The following is a 21,317-nucleotide window of genomic DNA, read 5'->3' as shown; positions in this document are numbered from 1 at the left end:
TCACCGACACCCCGCCTCGCGCCCGAACCCCGGCCCACCGAACCACCCTCGGCCGTGACGCTACCCACCCCGCCCCCGCCCACGCGAGTCCTGAGGGCCGGTCCACCACGGGCCGCCGCACGGACACCCCGCCGTCCGCCCGCCCGACTAACCTAGGTCGAATGACCACACAGCAGGGCCCTCAACGCCAGGGCAGGTCCGCCGCCGGCCCCCGCACCCTCGCCGAGGAGTTGCGCGCCCGCCCCGACGACGCGCTCGCCGCCCTGCTCCGCTCCCGCCCCGACCTGCTCAACCCCGTCCCCGGCGACCTCACCCAGCTGTCCGCCCGGCTCTCCTCCCGCGCCTCGGCGCTGCGCGCCCTGGAGCGCCTGGACCGCTTCACCCTGCAGGTAGCCGAGGTCCTGGCCACCGCCCCGGACGGCACCGGCCTGGCCACCGTCCGCACCCTGCTGACCGGCCCGGCCAAGGTCAAGCCGCACCCCGGCGCGACCCCGCTGACGCCCGCCGACCGGTCCGCCGTCGCCGCCGCCCTCCCCCGGGCCATCGCCACCCTGCGCGACCGGTCCCTGCTCTGGGGCCCGGACAACGGCCTGCGGCTGGTCCTCGCCGTCCGCGAGGCACTCGCCCCGACGGCCGCCAACCCCGGCCGCACCGGCCTCGGCCCGACCCTCTCCGACGCGACCGTCGGCATGTCCCCGGCCCGGCTGCAGCAGCTGCTCGCCTCCGCCGGACAGCCCGCCACCCCGGACCCGGTCACCGCCGTCGACGCGCTCGCCGCCCTGCTGAACGACCGCGCCCGCTGCGCGGCGCTGCTCGACACCGCCCCCGAGGCCGCGCTGCGGCTGCTGGAGCGGCTGGTCTGGGGGCCGCCGACCGGCACCGTCCCGGACGCCACCCGCCCGGTCACCGCCGAGGACGCGCAGAGCCCCGTCGAGTGGCTGCTCGCCCGCGGGCTGCTGCTGCCCAGCGGGCCGGGCAGCGTCGTCCTACCGCGCGAACTGGCCCTGCACCTGCGCGGCGGCCGCACCCACCGCGCCGTCGAGCCGGTCCAGCCCGAGCCCGCCCCGGCCGCCGCCCCGCGCGATCCACAGGCTGTGGACGGCGCGGCGGCCGGCCAGGCCCACACCGCCGTCAAGACCGTCGAGGAACTCCTCGACACCTGGGGCCTCACCCCGCCGCCCACGCTGCGCGCCGGCGGCCTCGGCATCCGCGACCTCAAGCGCACCGCGCAGGCCCTGGAGACCACCGAGCAGCAGGCCGCCTTCTGGCTCGAACTCGCCTACGCCGCCGGGCTGCTGGCCCCCGACGGCGAGGCCGACGAGCGCTGGGCCCCGACCCCGGCCTACGACGGCTGGCTCCAGCGGGACACCGCCGAACGCTGGTCCGTCCTCGCCGCCGCCTGGCTCGCCGCCACCCGCGTCCCCGCCCTCACCGGCACTCCGGACGGCAAGGGCAAGCCGCGCGCCGCCCTCGGGCCCGAGCTCGACCGCACCCTCGCCCCGTCCGTCCGCCGCGCCACCCTCGCGCTGCTCGCCGAACTCCCGCCCGGCACCCCCGCCACCGCCGCCGAACTCCTGCCCACCCTGCGCTGGCAGCGCCCGCTGCGCGGCGGCCCGACCGGCCCGGACGGCCACGAGCTGCGCGACGACCTCACCGCCTGGACCCTCGCCGAGGCCGAACTCCTCGGCGTCACCGGCCGCGGCGCCCTCGCCGCCCCCGCCCGCGCCCTGCTCACCGCCGAATCCGACCCGGCCGAGGTGCTCGCCCCGCTGCTGCCGCAGCCGCTCGACCACGTGATCCTGCAACCGGACCTCACCGCGATCGCCCCCGGCCCGCTGCTCACCCCGCTCGCCCAGGCCCTCGCGCTGTGCGCCGACATCGAGTCCAAGGGCGGCGCCACCGTCTACCGCTTCACCCCGGTGTCCGTGCGCCGCGCCCTCGACGCCGGACGCACCGCCGCCGACCTGCGGGCCTTCCTGGAGCAGCACTCCCGGACGCCCGTCCCGCAGCCGCTCGGCTACCTGATCGACGACGTCGCCCGCCGGCACGGCATCCTGCGGGTCGGCGCCGCCTCCTCCTACCTGCGCTGCGACGACCCGTCGCTGCTGAACGAGGTCCTCGCCGACCGCCGCTCCGCCGACCTGCGGCTGCGGCTGCTCGCCCCCACCGTCCTCGCCGCCCAGGCCGCCCCGGACGTCCTGCTCGCCGCCCTGCGCACGATGGGCTACGCCCCGGCCGCCGAGTCCGCCGAGGGCGACGTGCTGATCACCCGCCAGGACAGCCACCGCACCCCGCCCCGCACCGCCCCCGCGCCCGTCCCGGACGGCCCGCCGACCCCCGACGACACCCTGCTCGCCGCCGCCATCAAGGCCATCCGGGCCGGCGACCGCGCCGCCACCGTCAACCGCCGTGACTCCACCCCCGACCCGCGCCAGCTGCCCCGCACCGCCGCCGCCGAGACCCTCGCGGCCCTGCAGACCGCCGTCCTGCTCGGCGAACGGATGTGGATCGGCTACCTCAACGCCGAGGGCATCGCCAGCCAGCGGATCATCGACCCGGTCAAGGTCGAAGGCGGCTTCGTCACCGCCTTCGACCACCACGCCGACGAGCTCCGCACCTTCGCCCTGCACCGCATCACCGGCGTCGCGGAGCTCGACGAGTAACCCCGGCGGCAGGGCCGGGCTCAGTGCCCCTGCGACTCCTTCATCTTCTCCTTGACGGCCTTGTCCGCCAGGCTGCCGATCTCCCCCTGCCCGACCGGCAGCGAGCCGCCGCCGACCTGGTCGGCGATCAGGAATCCGGGCGCGGCGAGCAGCCCGCCGGGCCCCTCCCCGATCCCCGCGAGGGCGTGCGCGGAGCCGACGGACGAGGCGGTGGCCGCGAAGGCCGTGCCCATCAGGGCGAGAGCGGTGAGAACGCGCTTCGACTTCTTCATGACCGGCTCAACGAGCGATGCGCACCGTGGTCACCCGGAGCCGTCGCCCGGGGCGCGGGTACCGGCGCGGTCGCGGTCGCGGGCGCGGTCACCCGTACGAATGGAAGAAGCCCGATCACGTTTGGAAGGGGCCCGCTCACGTTCGCCGCGCAATGCGCGACACTGGAGGGTCTGCGTCAATCCAGCCTGTCAGCCAGTGGAGGGCTTCCCCGCGTGAACGACGGACCGCTCATCGTCCAGAGCGACAAAACTCTTCTCCTGGAGATCGATCACCCCAAGGCCGCCGAGTGCCGCCGCGTCATCGCGCCGTTCGCCGAGTTGGAGCGCGCCCCCGAGCACGTGCACACGTACCGGGTGACGCCGCTCGGGCTGTGGAACGCGCGGGCGGCGGGGCACGACGCCGAGCAGGTGGTCGACGCCCTGGTGACGTACTCGCGCTACCCGGTGCCGCACGCACTGCTGGTGGACGTGGCGGACACCATGGGCCGCTACGGGCGGCTCCAGCTGCTCAAGCACCCGACGCACGGGCTGGTGCTCGCCACCACCGACCGGCCGGTGCTGGAGGAGGTGCTGCGCTCCAAGAAGATCGCCCCGCTGGTCGGCGCCCGGGTCGACCCGGACACGGTGGTGGTGCACCCCTCCGAGCGCGGCCAGATCAAGCAGGTGCTGCTCAAGCTCGGCTGGCCGGCCGAGGACTTCGCCGGGTACGTGGACGGCGAGGCGCACCCGATCGAGCTGGACGAGGACGGCTGGCGGCTGCGCCCGTACCAGGCACAGGCCGTCGAGGGCTTCTGGCACGGCGGCTCGGGCGTCGTGGTGCTGCCCTGCGGCGCCGGCAAGACGCTGGTCGGCGCGGCCGCGATGGCGCACGCCAAGTCGACGACGCTGATCCTGGTCACCAACACCGTCTCGGCCCGCCAGTGGAAGCACGAGCTGGTCAAGCGCACCTCGCTCACCGAGGAGGAGATCGGCGAGTACAGCGGGACGCGCAAGGAGATCCGCCCGGTCACCATCGCCACCTACCAGGTGATGACCACCAAGCGGAAGGGCGCCTACGCGCACCTGGAACTGTTCGACGCCCGCAACTGGGGCCTGGTGGTCTACGACGAGGTGCACCTGCTGCCCGCGCCGGTGTTCAAGTTCACCGCCGACCTCCAGGCCCGCCGCCGCCTGGGCCTGACCGCGACGCTGGTGCGCGAGGACGGCCGCGAGGGCGACGTGTTCAGCCTGATCGGGCCCAAGCGCTTCGACGCGCCGTGGAAGGAGATCGAGGCGCAGGGCTACATCGCGCCCGCCGACTGCTGCGAGGTGCGGGTCACCCTGACCGACTCGGAGCGCCTGTCCTACGCCACCGCCGAGCCCGAGGAGCGCTACCGCTTCTGCGCCACCACGGCGACCAAGCGGCGGGTGGTGGAGGCGCTGGTGAAGAAGCACGAGAAGGACCAGACGCTGGTCATCGGCCAGTACATCGACCAGCTGGACGAGCTCGGCGAGGTGCTGGACGCGCCCGTGATCAAGGGCGAGACCAGCAACGCCCAGCGCGAGAAGCTGTTCGAGGCGTTCCGCAACAAGGAGATCGGCGTCCTGGTGGTCTCCAAGGTCGCGAACTTCTCGATCGACCTGCCCGAGGCCACCGTGGCCATCCAGGTCTCCGGGACGTTCGGCTCCCGCCAGGAGGAGGCCCAGCGCCTGGGCCGCGTCCTGCGCCCGAAGGCGGACGGCCACTCGGCGCACTTCTACTCGGTGGTCGCCCGGGACACCGTGGACCAGGACTTCGCCGCCCACCGGCAGCGCTTCCTGGCCGAGCAGGGCTACGCGTACCGCATCATCGACGCGGACGACGTGCTGTAGGGCGTGCGGCAGGCGCGCGGCGGTGCCCGGGGCGGTGCCGCCGTCGCGCACGTCCTGCGGCCCGTACGGGGGCCGGGACCTGCAGGCCCGGGACCTGCGGGGCTGGAACCCCGGGCCGCACGGGTCTAGGATCGTCCGTCTGCCCCCTCCCGAACCGTGGTACCTGCTGAAGTCGCGCAGGCAGCCGGGGGAGGCGCCGACCGCACGGCAACCGGTCGGCCGTACCCACCGTGAGCTCCATCGATCCGCTGCGCCCGGTTCCGGCGCAGCCGGGAAGGTTCGCTGTGCCCGCCACCCCCACCACCGACCCCCTCCAGCGCGAACGCGACCACCTGGCCGCGTCCCGGTCCGCGCTGCGAGCGATGCGCGAGGACGTCCAGTCGCTGGACCTGCGCGACGTGACCGGCACCTGGGTGTCCGCCGCCGTCCTCCAGAACCAGATCGAGGCCCGGATCGCCGCCCTCGCCGACCTCTCGCACACCCCGCTGTTCTTCGGCCGCCTGGACTACCTGCACGCGATCAGCGAGGAGCTGAGCGAAGGAGGAGGCGGCGAGAACTTCTACATCGGGCGCCGGCACGTCCACGACGCCGACGGCGACCCGATGGTGATCGACTGGCGCGCGCCGGTCTCCCAGCCGTTCTACCGGGCCACCCGCACCGAGCCGCTGGACGTCGAGCGCCGCCGCCGCTTCGGCTACACCGCCGGCGAGCTCACCGCCTACGAGGACGAGCACCTGAGCGACCCGGCGGAGGCGGACACCGCCTCCGCCCTGCTCGCCGCCGAGATCGAGAAGCCCCGCGTCGGCCCGATGCGCGACATCGTCGCCACCATCCAGCCCGAGCAGGACGAGATCGTCCGCTCCGACGTGACGGGCACCATCTGCGTCCAGGGCGCCCCCGGCACCGGGAAGACGGCCGTGGGCCTGCACCGCGTCGCGTACCTGCTGTACGCGCACCGCGAGCGCCTCGCCCGGACGGGCACGCTGGTGATCGGGCCGAACAACGCCTTCCTCTCCTACATCGAGCAGGTGCTCCCGGCCCTGGGCGAGCTGGACGTCGCCCAGGCGACCGTGCAGCAGCTGGTCGGGCACGTCGAGGTGCGCGGCGAGGACGACCCGCAGGCGGCCCGGCTGAAGGGCGACGCCCGGATGGCCGAGGTGCTGCGCCGGGCGGTGCGCGCGGGCATCGCGCTGCCCACCGAGCCCTGCGTGGTGGTCCGCGGCTCCCGCCGCTGGCGCGTCCAGGTGCACGAGCTCGCCGCGATCATCGAGGAGTTGAAGGGCCGCGAGGTGCGCTACGGCGCCGCCAGGGACGCCCTGCCGCAGCGGATCGCGCACACCGTGCTGCTGAAGATGGAACAGTCCGGCGAGGCCCCCGACGACCGGGTGCAGGACGCGGTGGCCCGCAACGCCGCGGTCAAGGCGGTGGCCAAGGAGTGCTGGCCGGCGGTCGATCCGGCGAAGCTGGTGCTGCGGCTGCTCTCCGACCCGGAGTTCCTGGCCGCCTGCGCGGAGGGCGTGCTGACCCCGGAGGAGCAGCAGGCGGTGCTGTGGCCCAAGCCGGGCCGCTCGGTGAAGACGGCCCGCTGGACGCAGGCCGACGCCGTCCTGGTCGACGAGGCGACGGACCTGGTGCAGCGCACCCCCTCGCTCGGGCACGTGGTGCTGGACGAGGCGCAGGACCTCTCCCCGATGCAGTACCGCGCGGTCGGCCGCCGCTGCACGACGGGCTCGGCGACCGTCCTCGGCGACCTCGCCCAGGGCACCACCCCGTGGGCGACGGCGAGCTGGCCGGACGCGCTGCGCCACCTGGGCAAGCCGGACGCCCACGTCGAGGAGCTGACCAAGGGCTTCCGGGTGCCGGAGGAGGTCATCGCGTACGCCTCCCGGCTGCTCCCGGCGATCGCCCCGGGCCTGGCCCCGGCGACCTCCGTCCGCGACGCCCCCGGCTCGCTGACGATCCGCCGCCTCCCGGACGGGGAGGCCGTGCCCGCCGTCCTGGCGGCCTGCCGCGAGGCGCTGGAGCACGAGGGCTCGACCGGGCTGATCGCCGCCGACGCCCGGATCCCGGCGCTCGCCGAGGCGCTGACCGCGGCCGGCCTGCCGTACCTGTCCCCCGGCGCCGAGACCAGCGCCGAGGCCCGGCTGACGCTCGTCCCGGCCTCGCTGGCCAAGGGCCTGGAGTACGACTACGTGGTGCTGGACGAGCCGGCCGCGGTGGTCGCGGGCGAGCCGGACGAGCGGACCGGCCTGCGGCGGCTGTACGTGGCGCTCACCCGTGCCGTCTCCGGCCTGACGGTGCTGCACGGCGAGCCGCTGCCCGCGCAGCTGCACTGAGGAACCGGGCAGCGGGGGCCGGCCCCACCGGGACCGGCCCCCGCCCGCCGCGCGCGCTCAGGCGTCGATCAGCGCCCGCCACTCGGCGACCTTGGCCGCGTCCACCGGCGTCCGCCAGCCGTCGGCCCGCACCGCGCCGCCGACGTGGAAGCCGTCGAAGCCCTCGGCCCGCAGGCCCTTCAGGTGTTCGGCCCGCAGGCCGCCGCCGATCAGGATCCGCTGCCCGTACCCGGGCTCGCCCGCGCGGGCCAGGTCCGCCAGCAGCACCTTGTGCCCGGCGTCGACGCCGGCGGCCGCGCCCGAGGTGAGGAAGGTGTCCAGCCCGGGCAGCGCGCCGACGGCGGCCCGCAGGGCGGCCCGGTCGGCGCTGTGGTCGATCGCCCGGTGGAAGGTCCAGCGGCAGCCGGCCACCGCCTCGGCGACGGCGGCGGTGGCGGCCAGGTCGACGGCACCGTCGGCGTGGAGGAAGCCGAAGACGAACTCCTCGGCGCCCTCGGCCCGCAACGCGGCGGCCCGGGCGGCCAGTTCGTCCAGGCCGCCGGGCGCGAAGCCGTCCTGGATCCGGAGCATGACGCGCAGCGGGATGTCGACGGCGGCCCGGATCCGGGCGAAGTCCTCGACGGGCGGGGTGAGCCCGTCCGCGGCCATGTCGGTGACCAGTTCGAGCCGGTCGGCGCCGCCCGACTCGGCAGCCTGGGCGTCCTGGGGCGTCAGCGCGATGACTTCGAAAATTGGTCTAGACATATCAGTAGGTTGCCACATCCGGCCGGGCCCGGCGAGCACTTCGCCCCACCCCCCGGATCACGCCAGGCTGCGCCCCTTCCCGGAGCCCCCGCCGAACCGTCCGCCGAGCCCGTCGCCGGTCCCGATCCGGCGCACCGCCACCGCGGCCGCCACCAGGAGCAGCAGCACCGGCGCCGCCATCGGCAGCACGTGCCAGAACCCGCGGCCCTCGCGCCAGATGTTGAACAGGCCCGCGAACATCGTCAGCGACAGCACCGCGACCCCGACGGCCGCCGGCAGCACCCGGCCGCGCAGCGCGGTGAAGGTCAGCAGCAGCGGCCCGATCAGCAGCACCGCGAACCACTGCATGTCCAGCGGGAAGGTCGAGTCGCCCCAGTGCTGGAGCGCCACCAGCAGCCCGCCCCCGAGGACCGAGGCCAGCGCCAGCCCGCCGGAACGCCAGGAGGCCCTGGGCAGCAACTCCGTCGGCGCCGCGGCCAGCAGCAGCGCCCCCAGCACGAACGGCATGGTGGCCACGCTGCTGTCCCCCACCCCCCAGAGGTCGAACTCCGGCGGCAGCACGACGGCCTGCGCCAGCACGAACAGCGCGGAGACGGCCTGGACCAGCGAGATGACCCGCACCGCCGTCCAGCGCCCCGTCACGACGGCCACCGCGAGCAGCAGCGCGATCACCGGCGGCGCGATGGTCAGGGCGTACGTGAGGTACGAGTCGTCCCAGGTCAGCCGATGGGCGGCCCGCTCCGCATCGCTCACCCACGGCACCAGGGCCGCACCGGCCAGCGCCCCGGCGACCATCGGCGCGGCCAGCGCGAGCACCCGCCCGGCCAGCGAGGAGCCGGTCAGCCCGAGCCGCACCCGCAGTCCGTACGCGGCCAGGTCCAACGCCTCGCGGGCGACGGCCGAGCGGCCGGCCTCCGCCGTGGTGTCGGCGAACACCGCGGCCAGCTCCTCGCCGCGCTCCCGGCGGTAGCGCGGCGGGTAGAACTGCAGCGCCGCCCGCAGCGCGGTCGAAGGCGCCCCCATCGTCGGTGTGGTCATGGGTGTGGTCATGCGAAGAACCCCCTCATCATCGACTTCCCCTCCGGCTCCGGCTTCCCCTGCAGCGCCGACAGGACGTTCGCGAGACGGCGCTCCGCCTCGGTGGCGACGGCCCGCAGCCGCTCCGCCTCGGAGGCCAGCGCCTCCCGGCCGACGCTGGTCAGCGCGTAGCTGCGCCGCGCCCGCCCGTCCACGACCTCCTCCGCGGCGACCTCGATCAGCCCCTGCTGGAGCAGCCGGTCGAGGGCGCCGTACAGGGTGCCGGTGCGCATCTTGACCCGGCCCTCGGAGATCGCGGCGATCTCCTGGATGAGGGCGTAGCCGTGTCTCGGGGCGTCCGCCAGGGCGGTGAGCAGCAGCAGCGTCGGCTCCTGCATCGAGCGTTCAGTCATACGACTACATATATCGTCAACCTACCTATAGGTCCAGTACTCCCGCCGCCCGGTCCACCACGCGGACCACGAGCGGGCTGGGAGCGGACCAGGAGCAGGCCACGAGCGGACTAGGAGAGCTCCCCCACCGGCGCGACCACCGCACCCTGCTTGCCGCACACCCAGTGCGGCTCCGGCCCCAGCTCCGGCTCCACGCCGAGCGCGTGCGGGTCCCCGTCGGCGGCGCAGGCGGTGCACAGCGGCCAGCGCCCGTACGCCTCCAGCAGCGCGTCCTGGACGTCCTGGGCGACCAGTCCGAGCACGTACTCGGTGCCGTCCGGCCACTGCTCCAGCCACCAGCGGCGGTGCGTCACGGCCTGCTCCACCAAGGAGACGACGGCGGCGTCCGCCACGTCCCGCGCGGTGAGGTCGGCCAGGATCAGCGCCCGCGCGTTGTGCAGCGCGGTCTCGATGTCGTCGGAAGCCATCTGTCCATTCTCCGGTAGAACGCCGTGTGGGCGGCCCCCCGAAGGGGACCGCCCACACGATCAGGAACCAACTGATCCGATCGGTGCGATCAGGATCAGAAGTCCATGTCACCGCCCGGCATGCCGCCGCCGGCGGCCGCAGCGGCCTTCTCCGGCTTGTCGGCGATGACGGCCTCGGTGGTGAGGAACAGCGCCGCGATGGAGGCGGCGTTCTGCAGCGCGGAGCGGGTCACCTTGGCCGGGTCGATGATGCCCTCGGCGATCAGGTCGACGTAGGTGTTGGTGGCCGCGTTCAGGCCGTGACCGGCGGGGAGGTTGCGCACCTTCTCCACCACGACGCCACCCTCCAGGCCGGCGTTGGTCGCGATCTGCTTGATCGGGGCCTCCAGCGCGACCTTGACGATGTTGGCACCGGTGGCCTCGTCGCCCTCCAGCTCCAGCTTGTCGAAGGCGACCGAGGCCTGCAGCAGCGCGACGCCACCACCGGCGACGATGCCCTCCTCGACGGCGGCCTTCGCGTTGCGGACGGCGTCCTCGATGCGGTGCTTGCGCTCCTTGAGCTCCACCTCGGTGGCCGCGCCGGCCTTGATGACGGCCACGCCGCCGGCCAGCTTGGCGAGGCGCTCCTGGAGCTTCTCGCGGTCGTAGTCCGAGTCGCTGTTCTCGATCTCGGCGCGGATCTGGTTCACGCGGCCGGCGACCTGCTCGCTGTCGCCGCCACCGTCGACGATGGTGGTCTCGTCCTTGGTGATGACCACCTTGCGGGCGGTGCCCAGCAGGTCGATGCCGGCGTTCTCCAGCTTGAGGCCGACCTCCTCGGAGATCACGGTGCCACCGGTGAGGATGGCGATGTCGCCGAGCATGGCCTTGCGGCGGTCGCCGAAGCCCGGGGCCTTGACGGCGACGGACTTGAAGGTGCCGCGGATCTTGTTCACGACCAGGGTCGACAGGGCCTCGCCCTCGACGTCCTCGGCGATGATGACGAGCGGCTTGCCGCTCTGCATGACCTTCTCCAGCAGCGGCAGCAGGTCCTTGACCGAGCCGATCTTGGAGTTGGCGATGAGGATGTACGGGTCCTCGAACGTCGCCTCCATGCGCTCCAGGTCGGTCGCGAAGTAGGCGGAGATGTAGCCCTTGTCGAAGCGCATGCCCTCGGTGAGCTCAAGCTCCAGACCGAAGGTGTTGCTCTCCTCGACGGTGATGACGCCTTCCTTGCCGACCTTGTCCATGGCCTCGGCGATGAGCTCGCCGATCTGGGTGTCGGCGGCCGAGATGGAGGCGGTGGAGGCGATCTGCTCCTTGGTCTCCACGTCCTTGGCCTGGGCCAGCAGCTGGTCGGAGACGGCGGCGACGGCCTTCTCGATGCCGCGCTTCAGGGCCATCGGGTTGGCGCCGGCGGCGACGTTGCGCAGACCCTCGCGAACCAGGGCCTGGGCGAGCACGGTGGCGGTGGTGGTGCCGTCACCCGCGACGTCGTCGGTCTTCTTGGCGACCTCCTTGACGAGCTCCGCGCCGATCTTCTCGTAGGGGTCCTCGAGCTCGATCTCCTTGGCGATGGAGACACCGTCGTTGGTGATCGTGGGGGCGCCCCACTTCTTCTCCAGCACGACGTTGCGACCCTTGGGGCCGAGCGTGACCTTCACTGCGTCGGCGAGCTGGTTCATGCCACGCTCAAGGCCGCGGCGAGCTTCCTCATCAAAGGCGATGATCTTGGCCATCAGAAGTGGTCCTCCGGGACACGGTCGACTGCTCGGACCAAGGGGTGCCCGCGACGGACGGCCCTGGTGTGCGGGGGTCCTTTCCCCTACCGCTCCCGGGGGCCTCACCGACCCGGTCCGCTGTCACTCTCACGCTGTGAGTGCTAACGCCAATGATTAGCACTCCGGGTGGTCGAGTGCAAGCCCAATCGCGATCCCGCGAGCCGTCCGGGGCGCTCCCGCCGACCCGCGCAACTCCCCGCCGGGGAACGCCGACGGGCCCGCACGACGCGTGTCGTACGGGCCCGTCGAGAAGCGAGTGGTCACCAGCCGTGGGCCGCGCCGAGCTCCTGGGGTCGGAAGGGGGTCACACCGCGGCGCGGACCATGTCCGCCTGCGGGCCCTTCTGTCCCTGGGAGATCTCGAACTCGACCCGCTGGCCCTCCTCGAGGGTGCGGTAGCCGTCCATCTGGATCGCGCTGTAGTGGACGAAGACGTCCGCACCACCGTCGACCGCGATGAAGCCGTAGCCCTTCTCCGCGTTGAACCACTTGACGGTGCCCTGAGCCATTCCGAACTCCCCTAGTGCTGTGCTGGCCCTTCACGCGCCCGCAGGTCGCGGGCCCGGGTCTGGTTTGAAGGCCGGCCCGGGGAACCCCCCCTGGGCGCAGCCGTGCACGCCGCAGTCCTCCGCCGGGGGTGCCTGACGGCGCCCTGTGAGCGGGTGATTACGTCGACCGCGGCTGAATGTATCCGGATCGACGCCCTCTGCAACAGGGTCAGCTGCGGGGAATTCCGGCACCGCGCCAAGGGGCAGGACGGGCGAAAGCGGGAGGAATTCGGCATTTCACGCCGGACATAGCGGACGGATTACTACAAATCCCCGCGGGAATTCTGACATCTGCCTGACATGTTTCACGGCCCAGGCACCCGACCGGTCTCAGCGGCCGGACGACCGTCCGGCGATTCGCGGGTGAGGATGAGGGGAAGCCCTGTTCCCAACCGAGCCACACTCTACTCCGACTTGACCCCGCCATATTCCCGCCGAAATGCGGCCGGCCGTCCGTGCGTACGGAGAACGGAATTCCGTACGCGCGGACGGCCGGTCGGACGAACGGCTCGGGCGGGGTGCCCGGGTCGGGGCGCGGCTCAGCAGCCGCCGGCCACCGCCGGGATGATCGAGACGCTGGCGCCGGCCGCGATCCCGGTCGCCAGGCCCTCGGCGAAGCGCACGTCGTCGTCGTTCACGTAGACGTTGACGAAACGGCGCAGCTTGCCGGCGTCGTCCAGGATGCGGGCGGCGATCCCCGCGTGGTTCTTCTCCAGGTCGGCGATGACCTCGCCCAGGGTGGCGCCCTCGGCGGCCACCTCGGCGGCGCCGCCGGTGTAGGTGCGCAGGATGGTGGGGATACGGACGTTGGCGCTCATGGTTCTCCTAGCGGGTGCGACCCAGCGGGGTGGGGGGTGTTTCAGGCGGACGCGAGGCCGGCGTCGTGGAAGGACGCCAGGGTCGGGCGGATGACGGCGGTCATCCCGGCCCCGGCGACGGCGTCCAGGGTCTTCAGGCCGTCGCCGGTGTTGATCGCGACGGTCTCCTTGGCCGGGTCCAGCTGGCCGGTCTCCACCAGCTTCTTCAGCACGCCGACGGTCACCCCGCCCGCGGTCTCGGCGAAGACGCCCTCGGTCCGGGCCAGCAGCCGGATCGCGTCCACCACCTCGGCGTCGGTGACGTCCTCGACCGCGCCGCCGGTGCGCCGGGCGATGTCCAGCACGTACGGGCCGTCCGCCGGGTTGCCGATCGCCAGCGACTTGGCGATGGTGTCCGGCTTGACCGGGCGGATCACGTCCTGGCCGGCCTTGAACGCCGCCGATACCGGCGAGCAGCCCGCCGCCTGGGCGCCGAAGACCTTGTACGGCCGGTCCTCGACCAGGCCGAGCCTGATCAGCTCCTGCAGCCCCTTGTCGATCTTGGTCAGCTGGGAGCCGGAGGCGATCGGGATGACGATCTGCTCCGGCAGCCGCCAGCCGAGCTGCTCGCAGATCTCGTACGCCAGCGTCTTGGAGCCCTCGCCGTAGTAGGGGCGCAGGTTGACGTTGACGAAGCCCCAGCCCTCACCGGCCGGATCGCCGATCAGCTCCGAGCAGAAGCGGTTCACGTCGTCGTAGTTGCCCTCGATGCCGACCAGCTCGCCGCCGTACACCCCGGCCATGACGACCTTGCCCTGCTCCAGGTCGTGCGGGATGAACACGCAGGACTTGAAACCGGCCCGGGCGGCCGCCGCGCCCACCGCGCCGGCCAGGTTGCCGGTGGAGGAGCAGGAGAGCGTCGTGAAGCCGAAGGCCCGCGCGGCCTCGATGGCGCAGGCCACCACGCGGTCCTTGAACGAGTGGGTCGGGTTGCCCGAGTCGTCCTTGATGTGCAGCTGCGCGGTGAAGCCCAGCTCGCGGCCCAGGTTGTCCGCCTTGACCAGCGGGGTCCAACCGGGGTTCAGGTTGGGCTTGGTGGCGACGTCGGCCGGGACGGGCAGCAGCGGCGCGTAGCGCCAGATCGAACTCGGGCCGGCCTCGATCCGGCGGCGCAGCGCCTCGGCGCCCTCGCTGCCGAAGTCGTACGCGATCTCCAGCGGGCCGAAGCACTCCAGGCAGGCGAAGCTCGGACCGAGCGGGAAGCGGGTGCCGCACTCCCGACAGGACAGCGCGGTGGCGGGGCCGAGGTCCACGGATGCGGGTGCGACAGTGTCGATAGCCATGATGGCGGAGGCCTCTCTCCTCATCTTCCCCGTGGCACGGTCGCGCCACAGGCCGGAATTGGCACCTGTCCCGCCGGGGCCTGTCGACAGACAGCCGCGCGAGAAGGTTGCCGGGACGTCAACGGGCCGTTCCCTCAGTCCCTCTGGATGAGCTTGTGAAATTGTGGTGGTGCTCAACGGCGACCCCGACGTGCAAAGGTCCGGCCGCTGTACGAAGACTGTATCCGAAGGCGTCAACCCCGAACGGGATCGTCCGCCACGCGAGATGGCGCGTCCCACCGACCCCGCCGAGGAGAGTCCCGTGCCCGCCGAACCGACCCCCGCGCTGCTCCCGCAGGCGGCGTCCTGGCTGCGCCGCCGCTCGTGGAGCGCGGTCGACCGGCCGGTGCACGCCCTGCTGGAGGCCAAGCGCCGGACCGGCCACACGGTCAGCGTGGTGCTGCCCGCACTGGACGAGGAGGCCACCGTCGGCGACATCGTCCGCACCATCCGCCGCGAGCTGATGGAGCGCCTCCCGCTGGTCGACGAACTCGTCGTCATCGACTCCGGCTCGGCCGACGCCACCGCCGCCGTCGCCGCCCGGGCCGGCGCCCGGGTGGAGTACCGCGACGCGATCCTGCCCCGGCTGCCCGCCGTCCCCGGCAAGGGCGAGGTGCTCTGGCGCTCGCTGCTGGTCACCCGCGGCGACATCGTCTGCTTCGTCGACGCCGACCTGCGCGAGTTCGACCCGGCCTTCGTCTCCGGCATCCTCGGCCCGCTGCTCACCGAACCGGACATCCAGCTGGTCAAGGCCATGTACGACCGGCCGCTGGAGACGGAGGGGGCGGTGGTCCCGGCCGGCGGCGGCCGGGTCACCGAACTGGTCGCCCGCCCGCTGCTCAACCTGCACTGGCCGGAACTCGCCGGTTTCGTCCAGCCGCTCGGCGGCGAGTACGCGGCCCGCCGCGCGCTGCTCGAACGGCTTCCCTTCCCCACCGGCTACGGCGTCGAACTCGGCCTGCTGGTCGACGCGCTGGAGACGGTCGGGCTGGACGCCCTGGCCCAGGTGGACGTCGGCGTCCGGCACCACCGGCACCAGGACGGCCAGGCCCTCGGCCGGATGGCCGCCACCATCTACCGCACCGCCCTCGAACGCCTCGACCGCACGCACCGGCTGAAGGCCTCGGCCGACCTCGTCCACCCGCTGCTGACCCAGTTCACCCGCGACCCGCAGAGCCGGGAGTTCACCGCCCACACCCACCCGGTGACCGCCCTGGAACGCCCGCCCATGCACACCGTGCCCGAGTACGCGACCCGACACTGAACACCCACCGAAAGGGTTTGCCGCTCCGGAGCCCAGGCAACGTACCAACCATGGGCGATCTCACGACCGAACGTTCGAGTGCGACCGGCACCGCCCCCGTCCTGGTGGCCTCCAATCGGGGACCGGTGTCGTTCAGCACCGCGGACGACGGCACGCTGACCCTCCGCCGCGGCGGCGGAGGCCTGGTCTCCGGCCTCTCCGCCATCGACGACCCCGACGCCGTCTGGGTCTGCGCCGCCCTCGGCGCCGCCGACCGACAGGCCGCCAGAGAGGCCCCGGACGGCCGCCTCGACCTCGCCGGGCACGACGTGGGCGGCCAGGCCGTCCGCATGCTGGACATCGATCCCGACACCTTCGCCCGCGCCTACAACGGCGTCGCCAACTCCACCCTCTGGTTCGTCCACCACCTGCTCTACGCCACCCCCACCGCCCCCGCCTTCGACGCCGGGTTCCGCACCGAGTGGGCCGCCTACCGCGCCTACAACGCCGCCTTCGCCGAGGCGCTGGCCGCCGAGGCCGCCCCCGGGGCTGCCGTGCTGGTCCAGGACTACCACCTCTCGCTGACCCCGGCACTGCTCCGCGCCGCCCGCCCCGACCTGCGGATCGGCCACTTCTCGCACACCCCGTGGGCCCCGCCCGAGTACTACCGGCTGCTGCCCGACGACGTCGCCGAGGCCGTCCTCACCGGCATCCTGGGCGCCGACCGGGCCGGCTTCCTGACCCGCCGCTGGGCGCTGGCCTTCGCCGACTGCTGCGCCGACCTGCTCGGTGCCGAGGTCGACCGGGACGCCATGACCGTCACCCACGCCGGCCGCACCACCCGGCTCGGCGTCCACGCGCTCGGCGCCGACGCCGACTTCCTGCGCGAACGCTCCCACCGCCCGGACGTCGACGAACGCCTCGCCGCCCTCCGCGAGGCCGTCGGCGGGCGCCGCACCATCGTCCGGGTCGACCGCACCGAGCTGAGCAAGAACATCGTCCGCGGCCTCCAGGCCTACCGGCACCTGCTGCGCACCCGCCCCGAATGGCACGACCGGGTGGTGCACATCGCCTTCGCCTACCCCTCGCGCACCGACCTCGCCGAGTACCGCGCCTACACCGCCCAGGTCCAACGGCTCGCCGAGGACATCAACGCCGAGTTCGCCACCCCCGCCTGGCAGCCGCTGATCCTGCACGTCGACGACGACTTCCCGCGCTCCCTGGCCGCCTACCGGCTCGCCGACGTGGCCCTGGTCAACCCGATCCGGGACGGCATGAACCTGGTCGCCAAGGAGGTTCCGGTGGTGTCCGACCACGGCTGCGCCCTGGTGCTCTCCCGCGAGGCCGGCGCGTACGCCGAACTCGCCGAGGACGCGCTCACCGTCAACCCGTACGACGTCATCGCCACCGCCGACGCCCTGCACGCCGGCCTCACCATGCCCGAGGAGGAGCGCGCCGACCGCACCAAGCGCCTCGCGGCGGCGGCCACCGCGCTGCCCCCGCAGCAGTGGTTCCTCGACCAGCTCAACGCGCTGTGAACCAGCTCGGCGCGCTGTGAACCGGCTCGACGCGCTCTGAGCCGGCTCGACGCGCGCTGAACCGGCCCGACCGCGCGCTGCCGCCCGGCTCAGCCCGCGCCGACGGCCGCGCCGAGCGCCGCGAGCAGTTCCACCACGCCGGCCGGGCCCGCGACCACCAGGTCCGCCCGGTCGGCGAGCTCGCGCACCGGCGCGTCCCCCACCGCGCCGCTGCACACCAGCAGCCCCGCCACCCCCTCGCCGCGCAGCTTCTCCACCGCCGCGAAGGCCGCCACGTCCCCCAGGTCGTCCCCCGCGTACAGCACCGAGCCAGCCCCGTGCTCGCGCAGGAAGCCGGTCAGCGCCGCGCCCTTGTCCACCCCCGGCGGCCGCAGCTCCAGCACCAGCCGCCCGGGCTCCACCACCAGCCCGTGCCCGGCCGCCAGCTCGCCGACCGGCGCCCGCAGCAGTTCCAGCGCCTCCTCGGGCGCCGCCGTGCGCCGGGTGTGCACCGCCAGCGAGCGCCCCTTGTCCTCCAGCCACGTCCCCTCGGGCGCCCCTGCCGCCGCCAGCAGGCCCGGCAGCGCCGCCCGCGCCCCGGCCACCCCGGGGTGCACCGGCGGCGCGGTCACCTCGCCGCCCTCCCAGCGCTCGGCGCCGTAGTGCCCCAGCACCACGACCCCGGGCAGCCCGGCCAGGCCGCCGTACTCCGCCGCCAGCGCGGCCGGCCGCCCGGTCACCACCACCACGGCCCGCACCGCCGGCACCAGCGCCCGCAGCGCGGCCGCCGCCCCCGGATGCGCCCGCGCCCGATCGGGGTCCGCCACGATCGGCGCCAGCGTCCCGTCGAAGTCCAGCGCGATCACCGCCTCGCCCGGCGCCGCCAGGATCGCCCGCAGCCCGTCCCGCCCGGCAGCCGTGACCGGCACCCACTTCTCGTCAAAGCCCATGCCCGAGCCCTACCCCGCGGCCCCCTCCCGCTACCGCGCGGACCGACGGGCCTCCCGGATCCGGCGCAGCCGGTTCACCAGCACCGGGGCGTGCGCCAGTGCCTCCGGCCGGTCCAGCAGCGCGTTCAGCAGCTGGTAGTACCGGGTGGAGGAGAGCCCCAGCTCCTCCCGGATCGCCCGCTCCTTGGCCCCGGCCGTCCGCCACTGCCGCCCCTCCAGGGCCAGCACCGCCAGGTCCCGCTCACTCAGCTCGCCCACCAGGACACCTCCGCCATCACTACGGAGTGTCATTCTCCCGCGTGAGCCGGACACACTGTGCGCCCTCCGGCGCCCGGCCGCCCCGGCTAGCGTCGGCGGTATGACCACGCCCAGCTTCGCCGTGCACATCCCCACCGCCGACCTCGAACCCGACCCGCTCGACCCGGCCCAGATCGTCTCCGGCACCCCGGAGGTCTCCGGCCTGGTCCTCTCCGAGTCCTCCGACGGCCGCCAGCTGCGCGGCATCTGGCAGATCACCCCGGGCGTGGTCACCGACGTGGAGGCCGACGAGCTGTTCGTGGTGCTCAGCGGCCGGGCCACCATCGAGGTCGAGGGCGGCCCGACCCTGGAGGTCGGCCCGGGCGACTGCGCCGTGCTGCGCGAGGGCGACCGGACCACCTGGACGGTCCACGAGACGCTCCGCAAGGCCTACGCCATCACGCTCCCCTGACGAGCCCGACCCTGAGACCCCGCCCCTGGAGGGCGCCCCGGCCCGGGTTCACCTGCGGACCCGGGCCGCCTCCTTGACCGCCGCGTCCTGCAGCCCGGCGAGCGCCTGCTTCGGGTCCCCGGTGACGGCCTGCCCGATCCCGGCCTTGATCCGGTTGCTGACGTCGCCCCAGGCCGGGTCCCCGAACGGGTAGAAGCTGGCGTTGGTCAGCCCGACCGCGAACTGCTTGAGGTCCTCGTGCTTCGGGTCGGACGTCATCTGGTTGAACGCGTCCTGGGTGACCGGCAGCAGGTTGTACTGCTCGTCGAACTTCAGCTGGAACTCGCGGGAGTAGGCGAAGGACAGGAACTTCTTGATCTCGTTCTTGTGCCCGTTGGCCTTGAACGCCATCATCCAGTCCGCGACGCCGAGGCTGCCGGTCTTGCCCACGCCGTCCTTCTTGGGGATCGGCGCCGTCCCGAAGTCGATCTTCCCGGCGGTGGCCATCCGCAGCAGCGTCGGGTGCCCGTTCAGCATCGCGACCTTCCCGGCCGCGAAGTCCTGGAAGACCGGGGTGCGGTTCATCTTGCCCGGGTCAGGATAGGTCAGCCCGGTGGCCACCAGGTTGTTCTTCAGCCAGCTGAAGGTGGCCTGGTTCTGGGTGCTGTCGATGGTGTAGTTGCCGACGTCGTCGGAGAGGCTGCCGCCGCCGCTCAGCGTCCACAGCATGGACTCGGCCGGCGCCTCCTCCGGCCCGAGCGGCAGCCCGTACGGGGTCACGCCCGGCACCTTGGCCTTGATCTTCTCGGCGTCCTGGCGCAGTTCGTTCCAGGTGGCCGGCGGCTGGGTGATGCCGGCCTGGCGGAAGACCGCCTTGTTGTAGAAGAGCACCCGGGAGGAGGAGACGAACGGGATGCCGTACTGGGTGCCGAGCACCTGCCCGGCGTGCGCGAAGGTGTCCAGGAAGTTGGCCTGGGTGTCCATCGAGAGCACGTCGGCGGCCGGGTACAGCCGGTCCGCCGCGACCTGGTCGGCGAAGCCGCCGGTCTGCAGCAGGTCGGGGGACTTGCCGGCCGCGATCATGTCGTCGACCTTCTTGCCGATGTCGGTCCAGCTGTCCACCTCGACGTCGACCTTGATGCCGGGGTTGGCAGCCTCGAAGCCGTGCGCGATCTCGTCCCAGTAGAGCTTGGAGCTGGTGTCGGCGCTCTCCCCGTAGTCGGCGGCGACCAGCTTGAGGGTGACCGGCCCGTCGTTCTGCCCGCCGCAGGCGCTGACAGCGGTGAGTACCAGTGCTCCGGCCAGCGCGGTGCCGAGGACGCGGGTGGGAACGTGGGCGCGCCTGTTCAACGCGGGTACCGCCTTCAGGGGAGAACTGCGACCGGACGGGGGAATCCGGGAGGGGGGAGGCGCAACACTGCCAAACCCACCTGGCGGTGGTCCACACCACTGTGCCGAGCCCGCCGAGTAGTTATCGAAGTGCGGACGTCATTGCACGATGCGCAACAGAAGGTGAACGGAAGGCGCCCGACGCAAAGCCGCTCACACCGACCCCATCTGCGACAAAGCTCACCTACTTTGGACCAGACCAATCCGACAACTGGACTAGACCTCTTCTACCCGACCAAGGGAAACTGTCCTCCGTGAAGCACGTCATCGCACTCGATGTAGGCGGCACCGGCATGAAGGCCGCGCTGCTCGCCCAGGACGGCTCCGTGCTGTTCGAAGCACGCCGACCGACCGGGCGGGAGCACGGCACGGACGCCGTGGTCGCCGCCATCCTCGACTTCGCCGCCGACCTGGCGGACGAGGGCCGGGGCCGCTTCGGCGTCGCCCCGCTCGCGGCCGGCGTCGCCGTCCCGGGCACGATCGACGAGAGGAACGGCATCGCGGTCTACTCGGCCAACCTCGGCTGGCGGGACCTCCCGCTGCGCAAGCTGCTGGGCGAGCGCCTGGCCGGGCCCGACGGAGCCGCCATCCCCGTCGCACTCGGCCACGACGTGCGCTCGGGCGGCCTGGCCGAGGGCCGGCTCGGCGCCGGCCGGGGCGTCGACCGCTTCCTGTTCATCGCGCTGGGCACCGGCATCGCCGGTGCCATCGGCATCGGCGGCCGGATCGAGGCCGGCGCGCACGGCTACGGCGGCGAGATCGGCCACGTCGTGGTCCGCCCGGGCGGACCGCAGTGCGGCTGCGGCGCCCGCGGCTGTCTGGAGACGCTCGCCTCCGCCTCCGCCGTGTCCCGTGCCTGGGCCGCGGCCAGCGGCGACCCCGACGCCGACGCGGCATCCTGCGCCGCCGCGGTGGACGCCGGGGACGACCGCGCGCTCGCGGTCTGGCAGGGCGCCGTCGACGCCCTCGCCGACGGGATCGTGCTCGCCCAGAGCCTGCTCGACCCGTCCACGGTGATCGTCGGCGGCGGGCTGGCCGAGGCCGGTGACACGCTCTTCGGCCCGCTGCGCACGGCGGTCACCGAGCGCCTGACCTTCCAGATGCCCCCGAAGGTCGTACCCGCCATGCTCAAAGACACCGCCGCGTCCCTGGGCGCGGGCCTGCTCGCCTGGGATCTGCTCTCCATGGAGGTGACCGCGTGACCACCGCGGACCGTGACCGTACCGCACTGGCCGGCGCCCGGCTGGTCCTGCCCGGCGGCGTCGTCGAGGGCGGCCGCCT

Annotated in this window: 19 protein-coding genes and 1 riboswitch; of the genes, 7 read left to right on the top strand and 12 right to left on the bottom strand. The window is 73.4% G+C overall.

The genetic code is table 11. From position 1 onward, the window contains the following. Nucleotides 1-161: 161 nt before the first annotated feature. A complete protein-coding gene (locus tag ACFVX9_RS28160; RefSeq protein ID WP_063348221.1) occupies nt 162-2,663 on the top strand; it encodes a helicase C-terminal domain-containing protein in 2,502 nt (833 codons plus the stop codon). 20 nt (nt 2,664-2,683) lie between these two features. Here ACFVX9_RS28160 and ACFVX9_RS28155 read toward each other — a convergent pair whose 3' ends face one another. Further along, nucleotides 2,684-2,935 carry a hypothetical protein gene (locus tag ACFVX9_RS28155; protein WP_063348222.1) on the bottom strand — a complete coding sequence of 84 codons (252 nt, stop codon included), beginning with the start codon at nt 2,933-2,935 and terminating at the stop codon, nt 2,684-2,686. A 213-nt stretch (nt 2,936-3,148) separates the two neighbouring features. Here ACFVX9_RS28155 and ACFVX9_RS28150 point away from each other — a divergent pair, with 213 nt between their 5' ends. Together ACFVX9_RS28150 and ACFVX9_RS28145 are read left to right on the top strand one after the other, a co-directional pair. Beyond that, the gene (locus ACFVX9_RS28150) at nt 3,149-4,786 is read left to right on the top strand and encodes a DNA repair helicase XPB (RefSeq protein ID WP_380374810.1); all 1,638 of its coding nucleotides are present in this window, start codon (nt 3,149-3,151) and stop codon (nt 4,784-4,786) included. 284 nt (nt 4,787-5,070) lie between these two features. Next, entirely contained in the window at nt 5,071-7,122 is a 2,052-nt protein-coding gene (locus ACFVX9_RS28145) for a HelD family protein (RefSeq protein ID WP_387984181.1), read from the top strand. Nucleotides 7,123-7,179: 57 nt separating this feature from the next. On the opposite strand, the gene ACFVX9_RS28140 is transcribed toward ACFVX9_RS28145, so the two are convergent. From ACFVX9_RS28140 to thrC, 8 genes are all read right to left on the bottom strand, one after another. Continuing rightward, nucleotides 7,180-7,866: a copper homeostasis protein CutC gene (locus tag ACFVX9_RS28140; RefSeq protein ID WP_387984180.1), complete on the bottom strand. Its 687-nt coding sequence runs from the start codon at nt 7,864-7,866 to the stop codon at nt 7,180-7,182. A 57-nt stretch (nt 7,867-7,923) separates the two neighbouring features. After that, nucleotides 7,924-8,916, bottom strand: coding sequence for a hypothetical protein (locus ACFVX9_RS28135; RefSeq protein WP_380374804.1), 993 nt, complete (start codon nt 8,914-8,916; stop codon nt 7,924-7,926). After that, the gene (locus ACFVX9_RS28130; protein ID WP_079135692.1) at nt 8,913-9,296 is read right to left on the bottom strand and encodes a PadR family transcriptional regulator; all 384 of its coding nucleotides are present in this window, start codon (nt 9,294-9,296) and stop codon (nt 8,913-8,915) included. The genes ACFVX9_RS28135 and ACFVX9_RS28130 overlap by 4 nt, the downstream gene beginning before the upstream one ends. A 110-nt stretch (nt 9,297-9,406) precedes the next feature. Further along, nucleotides 9,407-9,763, bottom strand: coding sequence for a hypothetical protein (locus ACFVX9_RS28125; RefSeq protein WP_063348227.1), 357 nt, complete (start codon nt 9,761-9,763; stop codon nt 9,407-9,409). A 95-nt stretch (nt 9,764-9,858) separates the two neighbouring features. Continuing rightward, nucleotides 9,859-11,481: a chaperonin GroEL gene (groL, locus tag ACFVX9_RS28120; RefSeq protein WP_063348228.1), complete on the bottom strand. Its 1,623-nt coding sequence runs from the start codon at nt 11,479-11,481 to the stop codon at nt 9,859-9,861. A 346-nt stretch (nt 11,482-11,827) separates the two neighbouring features. Continuing rightward, on the bottom strand, nt 11,828-12,031 hold the full coding sequence (locus ACFVX9_RS28115; RefSeq protein WP_030289665.1) for a cold-shock protein: 204 nt from the start codon (nt 12,029-12,031) through the stop codon (nt 11,828-11,830). 578 nt (nt 12,032-12,609) lie between these two features. Continuing rightward, the gene (locus tag ACFVX9_RS28110) at nt 12,610-12,888 is read right to left on the bottom strand and encodes a MoaD/ThiS family protein (RefSeq protein ID WP_063348229.1); all 279 of its coding nucleotides are present in this window, start codon (nt 12,886-12,888) and stop codon (nt 12,610-12,612) included. Between the two features lie 41 nt (nt 12,889-12,929). Further along, complete coding sequence (gene thrC / locus ACFVX9_RS28105; RefSeq protein WP_387984177.1) at nt 12,930-14,210, bottom strand: threonine synthase; 1,281 nt, start codon at nt 14,208-14,210, stop codon at nt 12,930-12,932. 17 nt (nt 14,211-14,227) lie between these two features. Continuing rightward, a riboswitch (SAM riboswitch) is annotated at nt 14,228-14,364 on the bottom strand. 147 nt (nt 14,365-14,511) lie between these two features. Here thrC and ACFVX9_RS28100 point away from each other — a divergent pair. After that, nucleotides 14,512-15,513: a glucosyl-3-phosphoglycerate synthase gene (locus ACFVX9_RS28100; protein ID WP_244293389.1), complete on the top strand. Its 1,002-nt coding sequence runs from the start codon at nt 14,512-14,514 to the stop codon at nt 15,511-15,513. 50 nt (nt 15,514-15,563) lie between these two features. Then, entirely contained in the window at nt 15,564-17,030 is a 1,467-nt protein-coding gene (locus ACFVX9_RS28095; RefSeq protein WP_387984175.1) for a trehalose-6-phosphate synthase, read from the top strand. Between the two features lie 89 nt (nt 17,031-17,119). On the opposite strand, the gene otsB is transcribed toward ACFVX9_RS28095, so the two are convergent. Both otsB and ACFVX9_RS28085 read right to left on the bottom strand, forming a co-directional pair. Next, a complete protein-coding gene (gene otsB / locus ACFVX9_RS28090) occupies nt 17,120-17,959 on the bottom strand; it encodes a trehalose-phosphatase (protein ID WP_387984174.1) in 840 nt (279 codons plus the stop codon). A gap of 30 nt (nt 17,960-17,989) precedes the next feature. After that, nucleotides 17,990-18,250, bottom strand: coding sequence for a DUF3263 domain-containing protein (locus ACFVX9_RS28085; RefSeq protein ID WP_063348233.1), 261 nt, complete (start codon nt 18,248-18,250; stop codon nt 17,990-17,992). Between the two features lie 67 nt (nt 18,251-18,317). On the opposite strand from ACFVX9_RS28085, the gene ACFVX9_RS28080 reads away from it, so the two are divergent. Further along, complete coding sequence (locus tag ACFVX9_RS28080; RefSeq protein WP_380482434.1) at nt 18,318-18,668, top strand: cupin domain-containing protein; 351 nt, start codon at nt 18,318-18,320, stop codon at nt 18,666-18,668. 48 nt (nt 18,669-18,716) lie between these two features. Here ACFVX9_RS28080 and ACFVX9_RS28075 read toward each other — a convergent pair whose 3' ends face one another. Further along, nucleotides 18,717-19,997, bottom strand: a complete 1,281-nt coding sequence (locus ACFVX9_RS28075; RefSeq protein ID WP_063348235.1) for an extracellular solute-binding protein — start codon at nt 19,995-19,997, stop codon at nt 18,717-18,719. A gap of 293 nt (nt 19,998-20,290) precedes the next feature. Here ACFVX9_RS28075 and ACFVX9_RS28070 point away from each other — a divergent pair, with 293 nt between their 5' ends. Next, nucleotides 20,291-21,238, top strand: coding sequence for an ROK family protein (locus ACFVX9_RS28070; protein ID WP_063348236.1), 948 nt, complete (start codon nt 20,291-20,293; stop codon nt 21,236-21,238). Nucleotides 21,239-21,317 lie beyond the last annotated feature (79 nt).

It is taken from the genome of Kitasatospora sp. NPDC058243 (assembly GCF_042882025.1).
Lineage (GTDB): Bacteria > Actinomycetota > Actinomycetes > Streptomycetales > Streptomycetaceae > Kitasatospora.
Note: the sequence above shows the minus strand (reverse complement) of the source record. Positions and strands in the feature narration are given on the sequence as shown.